The following is an 18,200-nucleotide window of genomic DNA, read 5'->3' on the forward strand; positions in this document are numbered from 1 at the left end:
GATGATGGTGCGCCACCGATCGCTCGGTTATGCCGGGTCGATGCGCTTCCAGCTTCCCCGCCGCGCGACGGCGCCTTTCTGTCCTGCCGAGGTGCGCGGCAGCGTCGCGGTGCCGCCGGGGCTGCCGCTCTGGCGCAAGGCGCTGCGCTCGGCGGGGCCCGGTCTGCTCGTCGCGGTCGGCTATATGGATCCGGGCAACTGGGCGACCGACATCGAGGCGGGATCGCGCTTCGGCTATGATCTGCTGTTCGTCGTCATCCTGTGCGGGCTCGCGGCGATGCTGCTCCAGGCGCTGGCGATGCGGCTGGGGATCGTCGCGCAGCGCGATCTCGCGCGGATGGCGCGCGACCGGTACAGCCCGGAAGCGGTGCGGTTCCTGTGGATCCTCGCCGAGATCGCGATCGTCGCGACCGATATCGCCGAGGTGCTCGGCAGCGCGCTCGCCTTCAACCTGCTGCTCGGCGTGCCCTTGTGGATCGGCGTGCTGCTGACCGGGCTCGACACGGTGATCGTGCTCAGCCTCAAGGGCAACGGTTTCCGCCAGATCGAGGCGATCATCCTCGGGCTGGTGGCGACGATCGGGCTGTGTTTCGCGGTCCAGCTCGCGATCGCCGGTCCCAGCATGGCGGGCATCCTTCATGGCGCGGTGCCCAGGCTCGCGATCCTGTCCGATCCGCACGCGCTCTATCTGGCGGTCGGTATCCTCGGCGCGACGGTGATGCCACACAATCTCTATCTCCACTCGTCGATCGTGCAGACCCGCGCGGCCGAACCCGGCGACGCCGGCCGGCGCAGCGCGCTGCGCTTCGCGACCGCCGACATCGTCGTCGCGCTGCTGCTCGCGACGCTCGTCAACGGCGCGATCCTGACGCTGGCGGCGGCAACCTTCCATGCCGGCGGCCATGCCGACGTCGCCGGGATCGAGGATGCCTATCGGCTGCTCGAACCGATCACCGGGGCGGCTGCCGCCGCGGCATTGTTCGCGGTCGCGCTGTTTGCCTCGGGCCAGAGCGCGACCTTCACCGGCACGATCGCCGGCCAGGTGATCCTCGAAGGCTTTCTCGATCTGAAGATCCCGTGCTGGCAGCGGCGGGTGATCACCCGCGGCCTCGCGCTGGTGCCGGCGCTGGCCGGGGTGCTGCTGATGGGCGAACATGCGGTCGGCCGCCTGCTGGTCTTCACCCAGGTGGTGCTGTCGCTCCAGCTGCCGTTCGCGATCTATCCGCTGATCCGCTTCACCAGCGACCGCACGATCATGGGCGGCCATGCCAATGGCGTCGCCGTCCGCCTGGTCGCGTGGGGCCTGTTCGCGCTGATCGTCGCCGCCAATCTCTGGCTGATCGGGCAGTGGATCGCCTAAGCCCGAGCGACGCTTGAGCATCGATCTCGGATGCGCCAGCATCTTCGAGATCGCATACCGTCAACTGCCAGTGCGATCTTCGCGCGGGCGATTGCCAAGCCGGCGATCCCCATGACAGGATCGATCCATGCGCGATCTGACCCAGGGCTCGATTCCCCGCCACCTCCTGTCGATGGCCGGCTTCATCGGTTTCGGGCTGATCGTCCAGACGATGCTGCTGCTCGTCGACCTGTTCTTCGTGGCGCGGCTCGGCGAGCATGCGGTCGCCGGGGTCGCCACCGGCGGCAGCGCGATGATGATAGTCATGGCCGCCAGCCAGCTGATCGGGGTCGGATCGCTGTCGCTGATCGCGCGCGCGACCGGTGCCAAGGACATGGCGATGGCGCAGGCGGTGTTCGACCAGTCGGTGTCGATGGCGGTGTTCGCTGCGATCGTCACGCTGCTGCTCGGCTATCTGCTCGGCACCGCCTTTGTCGGGCTGCTCGCGGCCGATCCGCTGACCGCGGCGGCCGGGCGCGACTATCTGTTCGCCTTCCTGCCCAGCCTCGCCCTAATGTTCGTCAACGGGTCGATCGGATCGGGGCTGCGCGCGACCGGGGTGGTCGGCGCGCCGATGGGGATCCAGTCGGGCACCGTCGCGCTCAACATCCTGCTCGCGCCGGTGCTGATCGCCGGCTGGGGCACGGGGGTACCACTCGGGGTCGGTGGCGCCGGGCTGGCCAGTTCGATCGCGACCGCCTGCGGCTCGCTCACGCTGATCGTCCTGTTCGGCCGCATGCAGCAGCATCTGCGGCTCGAACGCCAGGCGCTCATCCCGCGCTTCGCGATCTGGAAACGGATCACCGCGATCGGACTGCCGTCGTCGACCGAATTCCTGCTGATGTTCCTCGTCTCGGGGGTGATCTACTGGTCGATCCGCCGCTTCGGGCCCGAGGCGCAGGCCGGCTTCGGCATCGGCTCGCGGGTGATGCAGTCGATTTTCCTGCCGGCGATGGCGGTCGCCTTCGCCGCCTCGCCGATCGCCGGCCAGAACCATGGCGCCGGCCGTTCGGATCGGGTGCGCGCGACCGTCAAGCATGCGATGCTGATCGGCAGCGCGATCATGGCGGTGTTGACCCTGTTCTGCCAGTGGCGGCCCGAGATGCTGATCCACATCTTCACCCATGACGAGGGCGTGGTCATGGTCGCGGCCGATTATCTGCGGGTGATCTCTTGGAACTTCGTCGCCACCGGGCTGGTCTTCTGCTGCTCGGGCATGTTCCAGGCATTGGGTGACACCACCCCTTCGCTGATCAGCAGCACCAGCCGGATCCTCACCTTCGTGCTCCCGGTGATCTATCTGTCGACCCGAACCCATGCGACGCTTCACGATGTTTGGCGGCTGTCCAATATCTCGGTCGCGGTCCAGGCGCTGATCAGCCTCGCTTTGCTGCGGCGCGAATTCGGGCGGAAGCTCAAGCCGGTGGTCGCAGTCGCGGCGGAATAGCGACTGCGCTAACGGGTCACTTCTTCCTGGCGAACAGCTTGTGGAACAGCTCCTCCGATCGCCGTACGCCTTCCTCGGTCAGGACGACCGACTTTGCCTTGCCGACGGGATCGCAGATGAGATCCCGCTCGTAGAGCCGGTTCATCGCCTTCCAATCGAACGACTTCCATGCGCGGGCGCTGCCAAAGACCGGGCTGCGGCCATGCAACGTCAGATAGAACAGGGCGAGCACTGCCTCGTCGATCAGGTCTTCGTCGATGTCGATTTCGCCCATGTCGGATGTTCCTCCACGCCAGATTCGGTCGGGATTCGGCTCGGGTGGCCGAATCTCGACCGAATTTAGCGAATCCGCATCGACAGTTCGACCTCGCCGCCGAACGGCATCGACATATAGAGGCCGTCCGGCGCCCGCACCCGCGCCAGATAATCCGGGCTCCATCCGGCATTGTCGGCGACGATCAGTGCGCCGGCGCGTAGCCGCGCTTCGACCAGATCGAGCACCGCGGGGTAGAGACCCTTGGCGCCGTCGAGCAGCAGCAGGTCGATTGCCTCGGGCAGGTCGCCGGCCAGCGTCACCAACGCGTCGCCCTCGCGGATCTCGACCAGGTCGGACAGCCCGGCCTCGTCGATCGCGGCACGCGCGGCGGCGACCTTGCCGGGTTCGAACTCGCTGCCGATCAGCCGTCCGCCTCCATTGTCGCGCAGCGCCGCCGCTAGGTGCAGCGTCGACAGCCCGAACGACGTGCCGAATTCGACGATCGTGCGTGCCCCGGTCGATCGGCGAGCATGTAGAGCAACGCGCCGGTCTCGCGCGACACCGCCAGATGCGCATCCTTCATCTGCGCATAGAAGGCGCGATAGTCGGTCTTGCTCGCCATTGCCGCGGCGCGATCCTCGGCGGACATCGTTTCGAAGACCGGCCCGAGCGCCGCCGACGAGGCGTCGGCCTCGGCGAACAGGCGGTCGAGCAATGGAGCGAGGGGAAGGGTGGAGAGGGTGGTCATGTCGGCCTCGATATGCGGGTCAGGCGCGTCCTTGCGCCGATCCGGAAAATACGAATAAATAGTCGCATCTTCTATTCGCATAACCGGAACGCGCCATGGTCGTTCGCCAGACTCCCCGGATTTCCTCGCGCAAACAGCCCCGGCAGGAACGCAGCACCCAGCTCGTCGCGGCGATTCTCGAGGCCGCTGTTCAGGTTTTGACCGAGGTCGGCGCGCGGCGATTCACCACCGCGCGAGTCGCCGAACGCGCCGGGGTCAGCGTCGGGTCGCTCTACCAATATTTCCCGAACAAGGAGGCGATCCTGTTCCGGCTGCAGACCGACGAATGGCGAGAGACCAGCGCGATGATCGAGGCGATCCTCACCGACGCCAGCCGACCACCGCAGGCGCGGTTGCGGCATATGGTCGACGCCTTCATCCGCTCTGAATGCGAGGAAGCCGCGGTGCGCGTCGCGCTCGGCGACGCCGCGCCGCTCTACCGCGACGCCCCAGAGGCACAGGAGCCCCGGGTCTCGGGCACCCGCACGATGGCGCTGTTCCTCCGCGAGGCGCTGCCCGATGCGAACGACGATCAGCGCGATCTGGTCGCCGATATCCTGTCGATGTCGCTCGGCGCGGTCGGCAAGCGGGTCTCGGAGGATGGCCGTTCGGACGAGGCGATCGCAGCCGTCGCCGCGGCGATGGGCGACATGTATTGCGCCTGGCTCGATCGTTTTTCCGGGCCGCGCAGCCAGGAATCTGGCCGGTAAAATGCTGCAATGCGGTGATTATTGCGCTTGGGTTAACGCCGTGGCGCAATGCCGGACATCCGTACGGATTGTGACAAAACCGCAACAGTTTTTGCTTTCTTTCATGTAAGCGTGGAAAGATCGCGCCTGCCCCTTGGCAGATGCACCGGCTTTCGCAAGACTGCGATCCAAGGCAAATCCAAAGGGAGTCGAAAAACACCGATTTCGGTAAAGTAGAGTCGCGTCTGAAATCCTGTGCTGGCCATATATCTGGCCGATCGTGCAGTGCAGCGCGACCGATATGCTTGTGCCTTGATGTAGTGATGGAATTATCTCACCGACATTGTTGATCCGGCTTAGTTGTTTGCGCGAACTAGAAGCGACACAGCTCGCATATAAGGTCGAGAGGATCCCGAAAGGCGTTCTGCCAACCCGATTGGGGGGATCTCATGTTTCTGTCCCGGAATACTTCTATCATTGCGCTCGTCGCCGCGACCTGGTGCGCGCCCGTGCTGGCGCAGACCGCGCCGCCTGCCGCCGATGAGGCTGCTGCGGCGCCTGCGCCCGGCGACGAGATCATCGTCACCGGCACCCGATCGACCGGCATTACCGCGGCCGAAAGCTCGACCCCGATCAAGCTGGTCGGCGCCGAGGCGATCGAGCATATCGGCCAGCCCAATCTCAACCAGGTCCTGACCCAGCTCGTTCCCTCCTTCACCGCCCAGGCCTTTGGCGGCGATACCGCCAACCTCACTTTGTCGGCCCGGTTGCGCGGGCTCAGCCCAAACCACACGCTCGTGCTCGTCAACGGCAAGCGCCGGCACGGCACCGCCAATCTCGCGGTCCTCGGCGGACCTTATCAGGGTGCCGCCGCCCCCGATCTCGACCTGATCTCGCCGTCATCGATCAAGCGCATCGAAGTGCTCGAGGACGGCGCCGCCGCCCAATATGGTTCGGATGCGATCGCGGGCGTCATCAACATCATCCTCAAGGACAATGATGATGGCGTGAGCGGCTACGGCACCTATGGCGACACCTATAATGTCGGTGGCATGACCTATGCGGCCACCGTCAATTTCGGCACCAAGCTCGGCGAAAACGGCTTCGTCAACGTCACCCTGTTCCACCGCTATCACGACTTCACCCAGCTCGGGGGCCTCGACGCGCGCGTCACCGATCAGCAGGGCAATCTGCTCAGCAGCTATTCGAGCAACGCCGCCGAAAGCGCCGCGATCAAGGCTGCCAACGCGACGATCCCAGGCTTTCCCTACGTCAACCGCATCAATGGCGACGCCGAATCGCACCTGACCAACGCCCAGTATAATGCCGGCTACAATATCGGCAGCGTCCAGCTCTACGGCTTCGGTTCGTACAGCAAGCGCATCGCCAGCGCGTACGAGAATCTGCGCCCGCCGACGCGTGTCGTCGCCGGCCCGGTGCTCGGCACCACCGCCGGCCTCACCACCCCCGGTGCGCTGATCTGGGCGCCGAGCGGTTTCAATCCGCGCGAGAAGATCCGCGAGGATGATTATTCGGTCACCGGCGGCTTCAAGGGCGATGCCGGCGGCCTCCATTACGACGTCAGCAGCACCTATGGCGTCGACAAGAACCAGATCTACACGGTCGACTCGGTCAACCCCGATCTGTTCATCGACACCCACAGCAGCCCGGTCGATTTCTACGACGGTTATTTCAAGTCGGAAGAATGGACCTCGAACGCCGACTTCACCTATCCGATCGAAGCGGGCATGCCCGAGCCGATCAACGTCGCTTTCGGCGCCGAATATCGCTGGAACCGTTACACGATCGGCGCGGGCGATCCGACCTCCTATTACAAGGCCGGCGCCTCCTCCTATCCGGGCTTCCGTCCGTCGGATGCCGGTGCGCATACCCGCAAGGCCGAATCCGCCTATCTCGATATCGCCTTGACCCCGGTCGAAGACCTCAAGGTCGATGGCGCGGTCCGCTACGAGCATTATTCGGACTTTGGCAGCAAGGTGATCTTCAAGGGCAGCGGCCGCTACGACTTTACTCCCGAATTCGCGCTCCGCGGTACGGTGTCGACCGGCTTCCGTGCCCCGACCCTGGCCGAGAGCTTCTATTCGGCGACCAATGTCGGTCCGACGACCGCCTTCGTGCAGCTGCCGGCCAATTCGGCGGCGGCCAAGCTGCTCGGCTTCCAGAATCTGAAGCCCGAGAAATCGACCAACTTCAGCGGCGGCGCGGTCTTCCGTCCGGCGCCTTCGGTGGTCGTCACCCTCGACGCCTATCAGGTGAAGATCACCGATCGCATCCTCGGCACCGGATCGATCTACAGCAGCGGCGGTGCGCGCAACTTCACCGCGGTCCGCAACGCGGTGATCGCCAACGGCAACATCCTCGACAACACCGTGACCCAGACCGGCGTCAGCCTGTTCACCAACGGTGCCGATACCCGCACCCGCGGCATCGACCTGACCGCCAGCTACACCAGCGACTTCGACGATTATGGCCGGGTCAACTGGACGCTGTCGGGCAACTACAACAAGACCAAGATCACCAAGGTCGGCCTCGGGCCGGTGCTCACCGACACCGCCGGCGTCACCGGGGCGATCGCGCTGTTCGACCAGACGACGATCAGCAACATCGAGAACGCCTCGCCGAAGGTGAAGATCGTCGGCAGCGCCTTCTGGACGCTGGGCGACTTCTCGCTGACCCTGCGCGAGACCCTCTATGGCAAGAGCTCGCAGGATCTCAGCCCCGATGGCGGTACCTATTATCGCCAGAAGATCGGGACCGCGGCGATCACCGATCTCGAGGTCAACTACAAGCTGACCCCCGAGTTCGAACTGAGCGTCGGTGCCAACAACCTGTTCGACAAGAAGGCGCCTAAGATCCAGGTGCTCTCCGACGGCACGATCGTCGACGGCGGCGCCGTCTACGACGCTCCGCTGTCGTTCAGCCCCTACGGCATCAACGGCGGCTATTATTATGTCCGCGTGAATTTCAACTTCTGATCGTGACAGGCCGCCGGTCCCGCAAGGGGCCGGCGGTTTGTGTTGGTTGCCTTGCGTTTTTACCGTTCGATCGCCGGCTTCGCCGCCTCGTCGGCCAGCGCCAGCAGCGATGCGACATGCCGCGCCGCGACCAGGCGCAGGTCCTCGCCATAGCCGCCCCCCAATGTGCTCGCGACCGGCACCCCGCGATCGCGCGCGCTGCGCATGACGAACCGATCGCGCGCCGCGATCCCGGCATCGCTCAGCGCCAGCCGTCCGAGCTTGTCGTCGGCATGCACGTCGACCCCGGCCTGGTAGAGGATCAGATCGGGTGCGAACCCGTCGATGATCTCGGGCAATACCGACGCGAGATGATCGAGATAGTCATCGTCGCCGATCGCATCGGGCAGCGGGACGTCGCGTGACGAGGTCATCTTGCGCACCGGATAATTGCGTTCGGCGTGGAGCGAGAGGGTGAAGATATCGCCGCGTCCGGCGGTCAGCGCGGCGGTGCCGTCGCCCTGGTGGACGTCGAGATCGACGATCAGTACGCGGTCGGCATCGCCCTCGGCGATCAGCCGGCTGGCGACGATCGCCAGGTCGTTGAACACGCAATAGCCCGCGCCGCTGTCATGGCCGGCATGATGGCTGCCGCCCGCGCTGTTGGCGGCAAAACCATTTTCGAGCGCGAGCCGCGCCGCCAGCCAGGTCCCGCCCGACGACAGGCGCGACCGCCGCGCCACCCACTCGGTCACCGGAAAGCCGATCCGCCGCTCCTTGTCGCGCGGCACCGTCTGGGTCAGCACCTCCTCGACATAGGCGGGATCGTGGACCGCCTCGATCCACCGCCGGTCGATCGGTTCGGGAACATAGTCCTCGAACGCGGCTCCGCTCGCGCGCAACAACTCCATCACCAGCCCATATTTGTCGAAGCGCGGGCCGGCTTCGCTGCTGCCGGCGAAGGTGTAGCCGGGATGATGGACGACGCGGAGCATGGAATATGGGCGTCAGCCCGCGACCCGCTCGAGCCAGTCGATGCCGAAGCGCAGCATCGCCGGCGCCTCGACCAGCACCGCGTCCGCCTCGCCGACCTTGCCCTGCCGGCCGGCGCCGCTCGCCAGATAATCGGTGACGATCCGCTCGATGAAATTCTCGGGCAGCGCATCGGTCACCGGATCGGCGGTGTCATATTCCTCGATCCAGCGCCAGACGGTGCCGGTGGGCGCCGCGAACGGCACATGCTTGCGCACGACATGCTTGTCGGGCAGCCGGGCGAGATGCTCGGCATGGTGCATCAGCGTCATCGTGTCGCGCGGCGCGCCGAGCATCAGCACCTTGCCGCCGGCCTCGACCAGCCGGGCGAGCGGGCTGTCCGGGCCATAGCCATAATCGAGCGGGTGATCGGCGGTCAGCCATTCGGCGCGCGCACCGATCGCCGCCATCGACGCCCCGGGATTGCCGCTGCGCAGCGCGCCCGGTGTCGTCCGCAGATATTCGGGCAGGATGCCGTTGTCCCGCGCGGCGCGGGTCGCTGCCGGATCGAACGGGCGGACATGCGCCTGCCATTCGGCGAGCGTCACGCCGTCCTCGTCGATCAGGTCCTCCCACGGCGCGTCCCAGTCGAGATAGGCCATGATCGTGCCCGATGCGCCGACCGCGTCGCGCAAGGCGGCGATGATCATGTCGGGCCCGCCGAGCACCGGTCCGACCGTGCTGCAGGCGCTGTGGACCATGACGATATCGCCGGCTACGACCCCCAGCCGGGCAAGGTCCGCCGTCAGCGCGGCGCTGCTGATCCAGGGTTCGTTGGTCATGCCTCCATCATCGCGGCCTGCCGGTTCGAGTCAATCGGCGCGCGTTTTCGGCGGAAATCCGCGGGAGCCGTTGCATTGCAGGTGCTGCCCGCGCACTCTGGAATTTCTCCGGCAAGGCTGGGGGATCCGACGGCAGGGGGACCGCATGGACGAAGGGGTGAACCGGCGCGCGATCATCACGGGGCTCGGTGTCGCCGGCGCTGCGGTTCTGGCGACGCCCGCCGCCCGCGCGAAGGCCCCGGCGATCGGTCGCAACCTGCCCGACATCACCGTCGTCGGCGCCGGCGCCTTCGGGACCTGGACTGCGCTGCGCCTGCGCGAACGCGGCGCGCGGGTGACCCTGCTCGACAGCTATGGCCCCGGCAATGCCCGCCAGACCTCGGGCGACGAGACCCGCCAGATCCGCTCGGCCTATGCCGATCGCGAGATCTACACGCGCTGGGCCGACCGCGCCTTCGCCCGCTGGACCGAGCGCCAGCAGGAATTCGGCCGCCGGCTGATCTTTCCCAACGGCGTGCTGTCGCCCAACGAGCCGGTCGACCAGTTCGAGGCCGAGAAGCGGATCTTCACCAGGCTCGGCATTCCGTTCGAGGTGCTGTCGCCCGACGAATGCCGCAGGCGCTGGCCGCAGGGCGGCTTCGACGGCGACGAGCGCGCTTTCTACGAGCCGCGTGCCGGCACGGTGAAGGCGCGCGAGGCGATCGTCGCCGCGAGCGAGGTGTTCGTCGCCAAGGGCGGGGTGATCAGAACCGGCCTCGCGACGCCCGGCGCTGCGGCCGGTGGGCGGATGACCGAGCTCAGGCTGGGCGACGGCACCCGCCTGTCGACCGGGCTCGCGATCTTCGCTTGCGGCCCCTGGTTGCCGACGGTGCTTCCCGACATCCTCGCCGGCTTCGTCCGGCGCACCCGGTCGGAGGTCTTCTATGTCGGGTCGCCGCCCGGCGACCTCAGCTATCATTGGGAACGCTTCCCCAATATCTGGCATGGCGGCGGCGGCTATTCGCTCAGCGACGTCGACTATGGCTACAAGATCGCGCCGAGCATGGCGGGCGGGGCGATGCCGATCGATCCCGACCGCGACGAGCGGATCGTCTCGCCGATCATGCTCGACATCGCCCGCCGCTTCGTCGCCCGCCGCACGCCGGGGCTGGTCGGCCAGCCGATCGTCGCCAGCCGGGTCTGCGCGCTCGAAAATTCGGACAATGGCCATTTCATCATCGACACCCATCCCGGGCTCGCCAATGTCTGGGTCGCCGGCGGCGGATCGGGACATGGCTTCAAGATGGGGCCGGTGCTCGGCGACTATATCGGCGATCGTGTGCTCGGCCTTGCCGACCCGGCCGAGGAGAAGGCGCTGTTCGCGCTCGGTGCGCATGGACCGGTAAAGACGTGATCGGGGGATCGGCATGACCGAAGGCATCGACAGGCGAACGATCATCACCGGACTCAGCGCGGCCGGCACCGCGCTCGCGGCAACGGCGGCGCGGGCGAAGGCGCCGGCGATCGGCCGCAACCTGCCCGATATCGTCGTGGTCGGCGCGGGCGCCTTTGGCGGCTGGGCGGCGCTGGTGCTGCGCGAGCGCGGCGCGAAGGTGACGCTGGTCGATCTCTATGGCCCCGGCAATGCCCGCGCCTCGTCGGGCGACGAGAGTCGGCTGATCCGCGCCTCCTATGGCGACCGCGAAATCTATTCTCGGATGGCGGTCAAGGCGTCGGCGCTCTGGCATCTGCGCCAGGAGGAGTTCGGCCGTCGGCTGATCTTCCTCAACGGCAGCCTGCGCCAGATGAAGGCGAGGGACATCGCCCCGCAGCGCGCGGTCTTCGACCGGCTCGGGCTCGGTTATGAACTGCTCGGCCCCGACGAGGTCCGCCACCGCTGGCCGCAGGTGAACTATGACGACTCGCCCCACATCTTCTACGAGCAGAAATCGGGGATCGTTAAAGCGCGCGAGAGCATGATCGCGGTTGCCGAGGCCTTTCAGCGCAAGGGCGGCAAGCTCGTCATCGGCCTTGCCGAACCCGGCGACGCTTCGGCGGGCAGGCTCGACACCGTCCGCGTCGACGGCGATCCGCTCGCCGCCGGCCGCTTCCTGTTCGCCGCGGGGCCCTGGCTGCCCAAGCTGATGCCGCAACTGCTCGGCGACCGCATCAAGGTGCCCCGGCGCGAGATGTATTATGTCGGATCGCCGGAGAAGGACCGGCGCTATCGCTGGGAGCATTGCCCCAACCTCACCGACAGCGAATCCTACACCGCCGCCGACGTCGACTATGGCATCAAGGTCGCGGCGCGCACCCCCGACATTCCGATCGATCCCGACAGCGGCGATCGCATGCCATCGCCGTTCATGGCCGACCAGGTGAAGCATTATGTCGCGAAGCGCCTGCCGGGACTCGCCGGCCAGCCGATCGTCGCGGCGCGGGTCTGCCAGGTCGAATTCACCGACAACGAACATTATCTGGTCGATACCCATCCCGACTTCGCCAATGCGCTGGTCGCGGGCGGCGGCTCGGGCCACGCCTTCAAGATGGGGCCCGTGCTCGGCGAATATCTCGCCGACCGGTTGCTCGGCCTGCCGACCGATCCGCTCGCCGCCGGTCTGTTCGCTTTGAAGGCGCATGGGCCGGTGAAGATCTGAAAGAAGGGGGGAGCGGACCGGCCGGGGGCAGGCCGGTCCGCTCGGGACATGTCCGGGGGGAGGACATGTCGGGCAACCGGCGGGGGCGGCCGGCTGTTGAAATGCTTATGCACCGATCCGGCCGATAGGTGCATCATACCTAGATATGGGGTCTATGATCCCAAGGGTGCATTGGCCGCGGGCGATGGAGTAGCCACGCTGTTGGTACGATCCTGCGAAGATGATATTGTTTCCCGGCCGTTTTTGGGCGCGGACGTCGATGAATATTGGGGAAGGGCATGATGAGCGATCCGATCGTCCATATCGTCGACGACGACGAGTCGCTCCGGCTCTCGCTCGACAGCCTGTTCCGCTCGGTCGGGCTGAAGGTCCGTCTCCACGGCTCGCCGCGCGAATTTCTCGATGCCGCGCGCGACGATGCGCCGGGGTGCCTGGTGCTGGACGTGCGCATGCCCGGGATGAGCGGGCTCGATTTCCAGGACCAACTCGCGGCCTTCGGCATCCGCCTGCCGGTGGTGCTGATGACCGGCCATGGCGATATCCCGATGTCGGTGCGGGCGATGAAGGCGGGGGCGGTCGATTTCCTCGCCAAGCCGTTCCGCGATCAGGACATGCTCGACGCGGTCGGCGCCGCGATCGACCGCGATCGCGCGCGCCGGATCGGCGACGACCAGGCCGAGGCGCTGCGCGCGCGCTTCGACACGCTCTCGCCGCGCGAGCGCCAGGTGATGGTGCTGGTCACCGCCGGGCGGATGAACAAGCAGGTCGCCGGCGAACTCGATCTCAGCGAGATCACCGTCAAGATCCACCGCGGCTCGGCGATGCGCAAGATGGGCGCGCGCACCCTCGCCGACTTCGTGCGCATGGCCGAGGCCCTCGATCTGCGGGCGGAAACGGTGCTGGCTTAGAGCACGATTTCGCCCGATATCAGCCGCTCCCTTCAGGGGACGGGTTTAGATTCACGTCATCAAGACAACAGGTTGGACGGTAGTGCCATCCGAAACACCGCACCCCCTTCGGCGCGATTCTCGGCCTCGATCGCGCCGCCATGCGCCTCGACGATCGACCGGCAGATCGGCAGGCCCAGCCCGACCCCGGTCGCCTTGGTGGTGAAGAAGCTCTCGAACAGCCGGTCGACATGGTCGGCGGCGATGCCCGGGCCATTGTCGGCGATCTCGATGACGATCGACCGGCCGTCGCGCCGCGTCGTCACGTCGAGGCGGCGATCGGCGGCCCCGGCAGTCGTCATCGCCTGAATCGCGTTGACCGCCAGGTTGACGATCACCTGCTGCAACTGGGTGCGGTCGGCGCTGATCGGCGGCAGCCCGTCGGCGAGGTCGAGCCGCGTGTCGATCTGGTGCGCCTGCTGCTCGTGCCGGACGAACAACAGCGCCTCGCGGACCAACTCGTTGATGTCGATCGTCACGCGCTCGGGGGCGCGCTTCGCCGACATCGCCTTGATCCGGGCGATGATGTCCGAGGCGCGTCGGGCGTCGGCGACGATCCGCCCGGTGAGCGCACGCACCTCGTCGATCTCGGGAACGGGCCGGTCGAGCCAGCGCAATCCGGCCTCGCCATTGGTCGTGATCGCCGCCAGCGGCTGGTTGACCTCATGCGCGATCGACGCGGCGAGTTCGCCGAGCACCGCGACCCGCGCGGCATGGGCGAGTTCGTCCTCCATCCGGCGCATCGCGCGGCGCTGCGCGACCTGTTCGGTCAGGTCGACCACCGCGACCAGCACCGTGCCCTGGCCCTCGTTGCCGGTCGGCCACGACACCGTGAACAGCGTGTCGATCGTTTGCCCGTCGAGGGTCAGGAACTGCGCTTCGGACACCAGATGCGGGCGGCGCTCGATCGCCGCGAGCAGGCTCTCGGCATAGATATGTTCGCTCTGCTTCGGCCAGAAGGCGCGCACGTCGCGGCCCAGCATGTCGGCGCGATCCTTAGCACCGAACAGCGCGAGCGTCTTCGCGTTGACGTCGACGACGAAGGTGCTGCGCATCGCCTTGTCGATGAAGTCGGGGTTGTTCATCAGGAAAGCGCGCATATTGCGCGGCCCGGCGCGCATCACGTCGCCGATCATGACCCGCACCAGCGAGAAGTCGAGCTCCCAGAACGACGCCACCATCGCATGGAACATGTTGCGATAGCGATGATCATGGACCAGCCGTGCCTCGGCGGCGCGGTTGCGTTCGGTCACGTCCCAGCTCGTCTCGATGATCTCGGCGGGGCGGCCATCGGCATCGCGCAGCAGCGTGCAGCGCATGTCGACCACCAGTTCGCGCCCGTCGCCGGTGGTGCGGTTCACCTCGCCATGCCAATGGCCCAGCGCGATCAGTTCGTTGCGGATCAGTCCCGGCTCGCGCGCGAACCGGCAGTGGAGGATTTCCTGGACATGGCGTCCGATCGCCTCGGCCCGCCGCCACCCATAGAGCCGCTCCGCCCCCGGATTCCAGTCGAGCACCTGCCCGCGCAGGTCGCGCCGGATCACCGCATCGTGAACGACCGCGTTCAGGTCGATGCGGCGCTCGCCAGGGGAAGGAAGCTCGATCTCCACGGGACGGGAGCTTATCATGCGCGGGCACCCGGGTAAGACACCCGTCAGGGTAGGTCGGAACCCGCCATTCGGGCTATCGACGCGCAGCTCCGATCGCGGGCTGCGGGGATCAAGGTGTCCCGGTCGCCCCGGGCAAGGCCATCGCCCGGTCGAGGCAGTCGATCAGCCGGTCGGCCGTGAACGGCTTGTGCAACAGGCAGATGGCACCCGCGGCATGGGCCCGCGCGAACAGGCTCTCCTCGGTGCGCGCGGTGATCATGATCACCGGGATCGGGCAGCCGCGGGCGGCAAGCCATTGCTTGAGCGCGATTCCGTCCATGCCCGGCATCTGGATATCGGTGACGATGCAACGCGGCTTTTCCCGGCCGAGGCTCTCGACGAACGCTTCGGCCGATCGATGCCCCTCCGCTCGATAGCCGAGCGACCGCACCAGCCCGGTCAGCGCCGCGACCATCGACGCATCGTCGTCGATGATGGCGATCAGCGGATCCTGCGACATGGTGCGACCTTCGTCCTGAACACGCGGCGCGTATCCGGCCGCTCCCTGCTTTCGCATGGCGGCCATCGCCATGAAATCATACGCTGGTGTTACCGCCCGGTTCCGTCGCGCGGCTCCGCCATCCCGTCCCGGCTCATACCAAGATATTATCGGCCGATGACTCCGTCTGATCGACCCTCGTCGCGTTCAGCGCGATAAGGCCGGCGACTATCGAGGAGGCTGACATGACCCAGGGCACCGCACTCATCACCGGCGCGTCGACCGGCATCGGCGCGACCTATGCCGAAAAGCTCGCGGCGCGCGGACACGATCTCGTCCTCGTCGCGCGCGATCGCGTGAAGCTCGCGACGCTGGCCGAGCGGCTGCGCGTCGACACCGGCGTCGCGGTCGACATCGTGCCCGCCGACCTCGCCGACCCCGAAGGGTTGGCGACCGTCGAGGCGCGGCTGCGCGACGATGCGGCGATCACGATGCTCGTCAACAATGCCGGTATCGCGAATGAGGGCGCGATCCTTACCGCCGATCCGGCGACGCTCACCACGATGATCGATCTCAACATCCTCGCGGTCACCCGGCTCGCCGCCGCGGTCGCGCCGCGGCTGGCGGCGGCGGGGCAGGGGACGATCGTCAACATCACCTCGGTCACCGCGCTGATGCCCGCGGCCTTCACCGCGGTCTATCCCGCGACCAAGGCCTTCGTCCTCGCCTTTTCCGAGGCGCTCCAGGCCGAACTCGGGCCGAAGGACGTGCGCGTCCAGGCGGTGCTGCCGGGCATCACCCGCACCCCGATCTGGCACGAGGCCAGCCTCGACAACATCCCCGCGCAGATGATCATGGAGGTCGACGAGATGGTCGATGCTGCGCTCGCCGGGCTCAACCTGGGCGAGGCGGTCACCATTCCCTCACTGCCCGACATGGCCGCCTACGACGCCTATATCGCCGCCCGCACCGCGCTGCGGCCCGACCTGTCGCGCGACCATGCCGCGGCGCGCTATGGACTGGGGTCGGTTGCGCTCTAGCCCTTACCCCGCGTCGCCCCGGCGGAGGCCGGGGCCGCCCAAGACAGTATGTAAAGGGTTCAACTTACGCGACAATTTCGCGATGAATAATGCGCCGACGTCAGCCGAGGCGTTCTAGCCTTGGGCGGCCCCGGCCTCCGCCGGGGCGACGATGTGTTGTCGCCTACTCCGCCAGCGCCGGCAACCGATCCAGCCGGAAGTCGCAATGCGCCGCGGTCTGCTGGATCTCGATCACATTCCCCTCGGGGTCGCGGCCATAGATCGATTTGACATGGCCCATGTCGATCGGCGCCGAATGGCCGAAGGTCATGCCGAGCCCCTTGAGCCGGACATATTCCTCCTCGATTCCGGTCACGTCGACGCAGAAATGGGTGTAGCCCTTGTCATAGGGGCTGAGCGGCCGGTCCGAATCCGGCGCCGGCGAGACGAATTCGAACATCTCGAGATAGCAGCTCCCCGCCCGCAGCATCGCTCCGCGCGCCGCCGATCCGGGGACGTCGAGCAACTGGTCGAGCACCGGCTCCTCCTTCCAGCTGAACTCTTCGCCGACCAGCTCGAAGCCGAACGCATCCTTGTAGAAGCGGACCATGCGCTCGAGGTCGCGGACATGGACCGCGACGTGGTGGATGCCCCTGATCATCTGACTCTCCCGGACCATTTTCTCCCGCAAAAATGGCCCGCCCCACCGGGCCACGCAACGCCCGGTCCATCGCTGGCAGCGCCAGACAAGCCGGGATGCGCACCCGGTCATTCGGAAGGCAGGGGGCGGAGGACTATTCTCGGGGACCGGCGCAAGGACCGGCGACGAGAGGGTTTTGACCGATGGGCAATGTGCTGATCGCGGGGGCGAGGATCTGGGACGCCTGCGGGTCGGCGGTCGCGCCCGGCGACGTGCTGGTCGAGGGCAACCGCATCCGCGCGGTCTCGCGCCAGCCCGGCCAGCTTTCGTCGCTCGCCAATGCTGCCGACTGCACTGTCGTCGACGGTGGCGGTCTCACTCTGATGCCGGGGATGACCGAGGGCCATGCCCATCTGTCGTTCGAGGGGGTGACCGCGACCGAGGACCTGATCGCGCCGCCGCCCGAGGAGCACACATTGCTCACCGCGCGCAGTGCGAAGACCTTGCTCGATCATGGCTTCACCAGCGCCTATGGCGCGTCCGAGGCCAAATTGCGGCTCGGGGTCGCCGTCCGCAACGAGGTCGATGCCGGCCGGCTGCCGGGGCCGCGCATCCGCGCCGGATCGCTCGAGATCACCGTCACCGCCGGCATGGGCGACGAGAGCAGGCTCCACAATATACGCAACGGCCCCTCGATCGTGATCGACGGCCCCGAGGAGATGCGCAAGGCGGTGCGGCTGTGCTGTCGCGAGGGCTGCGACAATATCAAGCTCGACGTGTCGGGCGACCCTTTCTACCCGAACACCCCGGCCCATTCGACGCCGATGGCCTATGACGAGATCCGCATGGCGGTCGAGACCGCGCACAGCCTCGGGCGCAAGGTCAACGCCCATGTCCGCTCGACCGGCGGCATCCAGGCCTGCCTCAAGGCCGGGGTCGACGTGCTGTTCCACTGCGAGTTCACCGACGAGGCGACCCTCGACATGCTCGAGGACGCAAGGGACCGGATCTTCGTCGTCCCGACCGTCAGCCTGTTCCACTCGATCGTCGACAATGACGCCGCGGGCTTCGGCCTGACCGCCGAGGTCGGCGGCTATATGGGCATCCCCGGGCTGCTCGAAGCCTCGATCCGGACCCACAGCGAGCTGCGCAAGCGCGGCATCCGCCACCTGATCGGCGGCGACTATGGCTTTGCGTGGAGCCCGCAGGGCAACAATGCCCGCGACCTCAAATTCTTCGTCGACGATTATGGCTACAGCCCCGCGGACGCACTGCTGTGCGCGACCCGCAATGGCGGGCTGGCGATGCGCGGCGAGGGCGATCTCGGCACCATCCGCGAGGGGGCGCTGGCCGACATGCTGCTCGTCGACGGCAATCCGCTCGACGATGTGTCGATCCTCGCCGATCGCCACCGACTGGTGATGATCATGAAGGACGGCCTGCTCCACAAGAACGAGACCGGCGCCGCCCAGCGCCGCGTCGCCGCCTGACACCATCGATCAT

17 protein-coding genes are annotated in these 18,200 nt (G+C 66.9%); 9 read left to right on the plus strand and 8 right to left on the minus strand.

Annotation, left to right across the window (positions count from 1 at the left end; translation table 11 throughout):
* Position 1 precedes the first annotated feature (1 nt).
* Together AC1RM6_RS01430 and AC1RM6_RS01435 are read left to right on the plus strand one after the other, a co-directional pair.
* Complete coding sequence (locus AC1RM6_RS01430; RefSeq protein WP_493097804.1) at positions 2 to 1,360, plus strand: Nramp family divalent metal transporter; 1,359 nt, start codon at positions 2 to 4, stop codon at positions 1,358 to 1,360.
* A gap of 127 nt (positions 1,361 to 1,487) precedes the next feature.
* Positions 1,488 to 2,846: an MATE family efflux transporter gene (locus tag AC1RM6_RS01435; protein ID WP_493097805.1), complete on the plus strand. Its 1,359-nt coding sequence runs from the start codon at positions 1,488 to 1,490 to the stop codon at positions 2,844 to 2,846.
* 16 nt (positions 2,847 to 2,862) lie between these two features.
* Here the strand turns inward: AC1RM6_RS01435 and AC1RM6_RS01440 are convergent, their stop codons facing one another.
* The 3 genes from AC1RM6_RS01440 to AC1RM6_RS01450 all read right to left on the minus strand — a co-directional run bounded on the left by AC1RM6_RS01440 (position 2,863) and on the right by AC1RM6_RS01450 (position 3,850).
* The gene (locus AC1RM6_RS01440; RefSeq protein ID WP_493097806.1) at positions 2,863 to 3,120 is read right to left on the minus strand and encodes a DUF6429 family protein; all 258 of its coding nucleotides are present in this window, start codon (positions 3,118 to 3,120) and stop codon (positions 2,863 to 2,865) included.
* Positions 3,121 to 3,185: 65 nt separating this feature from the next.
* A complete protein-coding gene (locus tag AC1RM6_RS01445; protein WP_493099498.1) occupies positions 3,186 to 3,605 on the minus strand; it encodes an O-methyltransferase in 420 nt (139 codons plus the stop codon).
* Positions 3,560 to 3,850, minus strand: coding sequence for a hypothetical protein (locus AC1RM6_RS01450; RefSeq protein WP_493097807.1), 291 nt, complete (start codon positions 3,848 to 3,850; stop codon positions 3,560 to 3,562). Before AC1RM6_RS01450 ends, AC1RM6_RS01445 begins: the two co-directional genes overlap by 46 nt.
* A 95-nt stretch (positions 3,851 to 3,945) precedes the next feature.
* Between AC1RM6_RS01450 and AC1RM6_RS01455 the strand changes: the two genes are divergently transcribed.
* Positions 3,946 to 4,599 (plus strand): TetR/AcrR family transcriptional regulator, encoded by a 654-nt coding sequence (locus AC1RM6_RS01455; RefSeq protein WP_493097808.1) that lies wholly within the window; start codon positions 3,946 to 3,948, stop codon positions 4,597 to 4,599.
* A 428-nt stretch (positions 4,600 to 5,027) separates the two neighbouring features.
* The gene (locus AC1RM6_RS01460; RefSeq protein ID WP_493097809.1) at positions 5,028 to 7,574 is read left to right on the plus strand and encodes a TonB-dependent receptor plug domain-containing protein; all 2,547 of its coding nucleotides are present in this window, start codon (positions 5,028 to 5,030) and stop codon (positions 7,572 to 7,574) included.
* 59 nt (positions 7,575 to 7,633) lie between these two features.
* Here the strand turns inward: AC1RM6_RS01460 and AC1RM6_RS01465 are convergent, their stop codons facing one another.
* Positions 7,634 to 8,548 (minus strand): histone deacetylase family protein, encoded by a 915-nt coding sequence (locus tag AC1RM6_RS01465; protein WP_493097810.1) that lies wholly within the window; start codon positions 8,546 to 8,548, stop codon positions 7,634 to 7,636.
* Between the two features lie 12 nt (positions 8,549 to 8,560).
* A complete protein-coding gene (gene aac(3), locus AC1RM6_RS01470; RefSeq protein ID WP_493097811.1) occupies positions 8,561 to 9,367 on the minus strand; it encodes an aminoglycoside 3-N-acetyltransferase in 807 nt (268 codons plus the stop codon).
* A gap of 145 nt (positions 9,368 to 9,512) precedes the next feature.
* Here aac(3) and AC1RM6_RS01475 point away from each other — a divergent pair, with 145 nt between their 5' ends.
* From AC1RM6_RS01475 to AC1RM6_RS01485, 3 genes are all read left to right on the plus strand, one after another.
* Complete coding sequence (locus tag AC1RM6_RS01475; protein ID WP_493097812.1) at positions 9,513 to 10,760, plus strand: FAD-dependent oxidoreductase; 1,248 nt, start codon at positions 9,513 to 9,515, stop codon at positions 10,758 to 10,760.
* Positions 10,761 to 10,773: 13 nt separating this feature from the next.
* Positions 10,774 to 12,003 (plus strand): NAD(P)/FAD-dependent oxidoreductase, encoded by a 1,230-nt coding sequence (locus AC1RM6_RS01480; RefSeq protein ID WP_493097813.1) that lies wholly within the window; start codon positions 10,774 to 10,776, stop codon positions 12,001 to 12,003.
* 281 nt (positions 12,004 to 12,284) lie between these two features.
* The gene (locus tag AC1RM6_RS01485) at positions 12,285 to 12,911 is read left to right on the plus strand and encodes a response regulator transcription factor (RefSeq protein WP_493097814.1); all 627 of its coding nucleotides are present in this window, start codon (positions 12,285 to 12,287) and stop codon (positions 12,909 to 12,911) included.
* Between the two features lie 59 nt (positions 12,912 to 12,970).
* Here AC1RM6_RS01485 and AC1RM6_RS01490 read toward each other — a convergent pair whose 3' ends face one another.
* Both AC1RM6_RS01490 and AC1RM6_RS01495 read right to left on the minus strand, forming a co-directional pair.
* The gene (locus AC1RM6_RS01490) at positions 12,971 to 14,560 is read right to left on the minus strand and encodes a PAS domain-containing sensor histidine kinase (protein WP_493097815.1); all 1,590 of its coding nucleotides are present in this window, start codon (positions 14,558 to 14,560) and stop codon (positions 12,971 to 12,973) included.
* A 109-nt stretch (positions 14,561 to 14,669) separates the two neighbouring features.
* Positions 14,670 to 15,131 carry a response regulator transcription factor gene (locus AC1RM6_RS01495; RefSeq protein WP_493097816.1) on the minus strand — a complete coding sequence of 154 codons (462 nt, stop codon included), beginning with the start codon at positions 15,129 to 15,131 and terminating at the stop codon, positions 14,670 to 14,672.
* 152 nt (positions 15,132 to 15,283) lie between these two features.
* Between AC1RM6_RS01495 and AC1RM6_RS01500 the strand changes: the two genes are divergently transcribed.
* Positions 15,284 to 16,078: an SDR family NAD(P)-dependent oxidoreductase gene (locus AC1RM6_RS01500; protein WP_493097817.1), complete on the plus strand. Its 795-nt coding sequence runs from the start codon at positions 15,284 to 15,286 to the stop codon at positions 16,076 to 16,078.
* Positions 16,079 to 16,241: 163 nt separating this feature from the next.
* Here the strand turns inward: AC1RM6_RS01500 and AC1RM6_RS01505 are convergent, their stop codons facing one another.
* Positions 16,242 to 16,718 (minus strand): VOC family protein, encoded by a 477-nt coding sequence (locus AC1RM6_RS01505; protein ID WP_493097818.1) that lies wholly within the window; start codon positions 16,716 to 16,718, stop codon positions 16,242 to 16,244.
* Positions 16,719 to 16,900: 182 nt separating this feature from the next.
* Between AC1RM6_RS01505 and AC1RM6_RS01510 the strand changes: the two genes are divergently transcribed.
* Complete coding sequence (locus AC1RM6_RS01510) at positions 16,901 to 18,187, plus strand: metal-dependent hydrolase family protein (protein WP_493097819.1); 1,287 nt, start codon at positions 16,901 to 16,903, stop codon at positions 18,185 to 18,187.
* The last annotated feature ends 13 nt before the right edge of the window (positions 18,188 to 18,200 follow it).

This window comes from Rhizorhabdus sp. GW822-FHT03C02 (assembly GCF_058801765.1).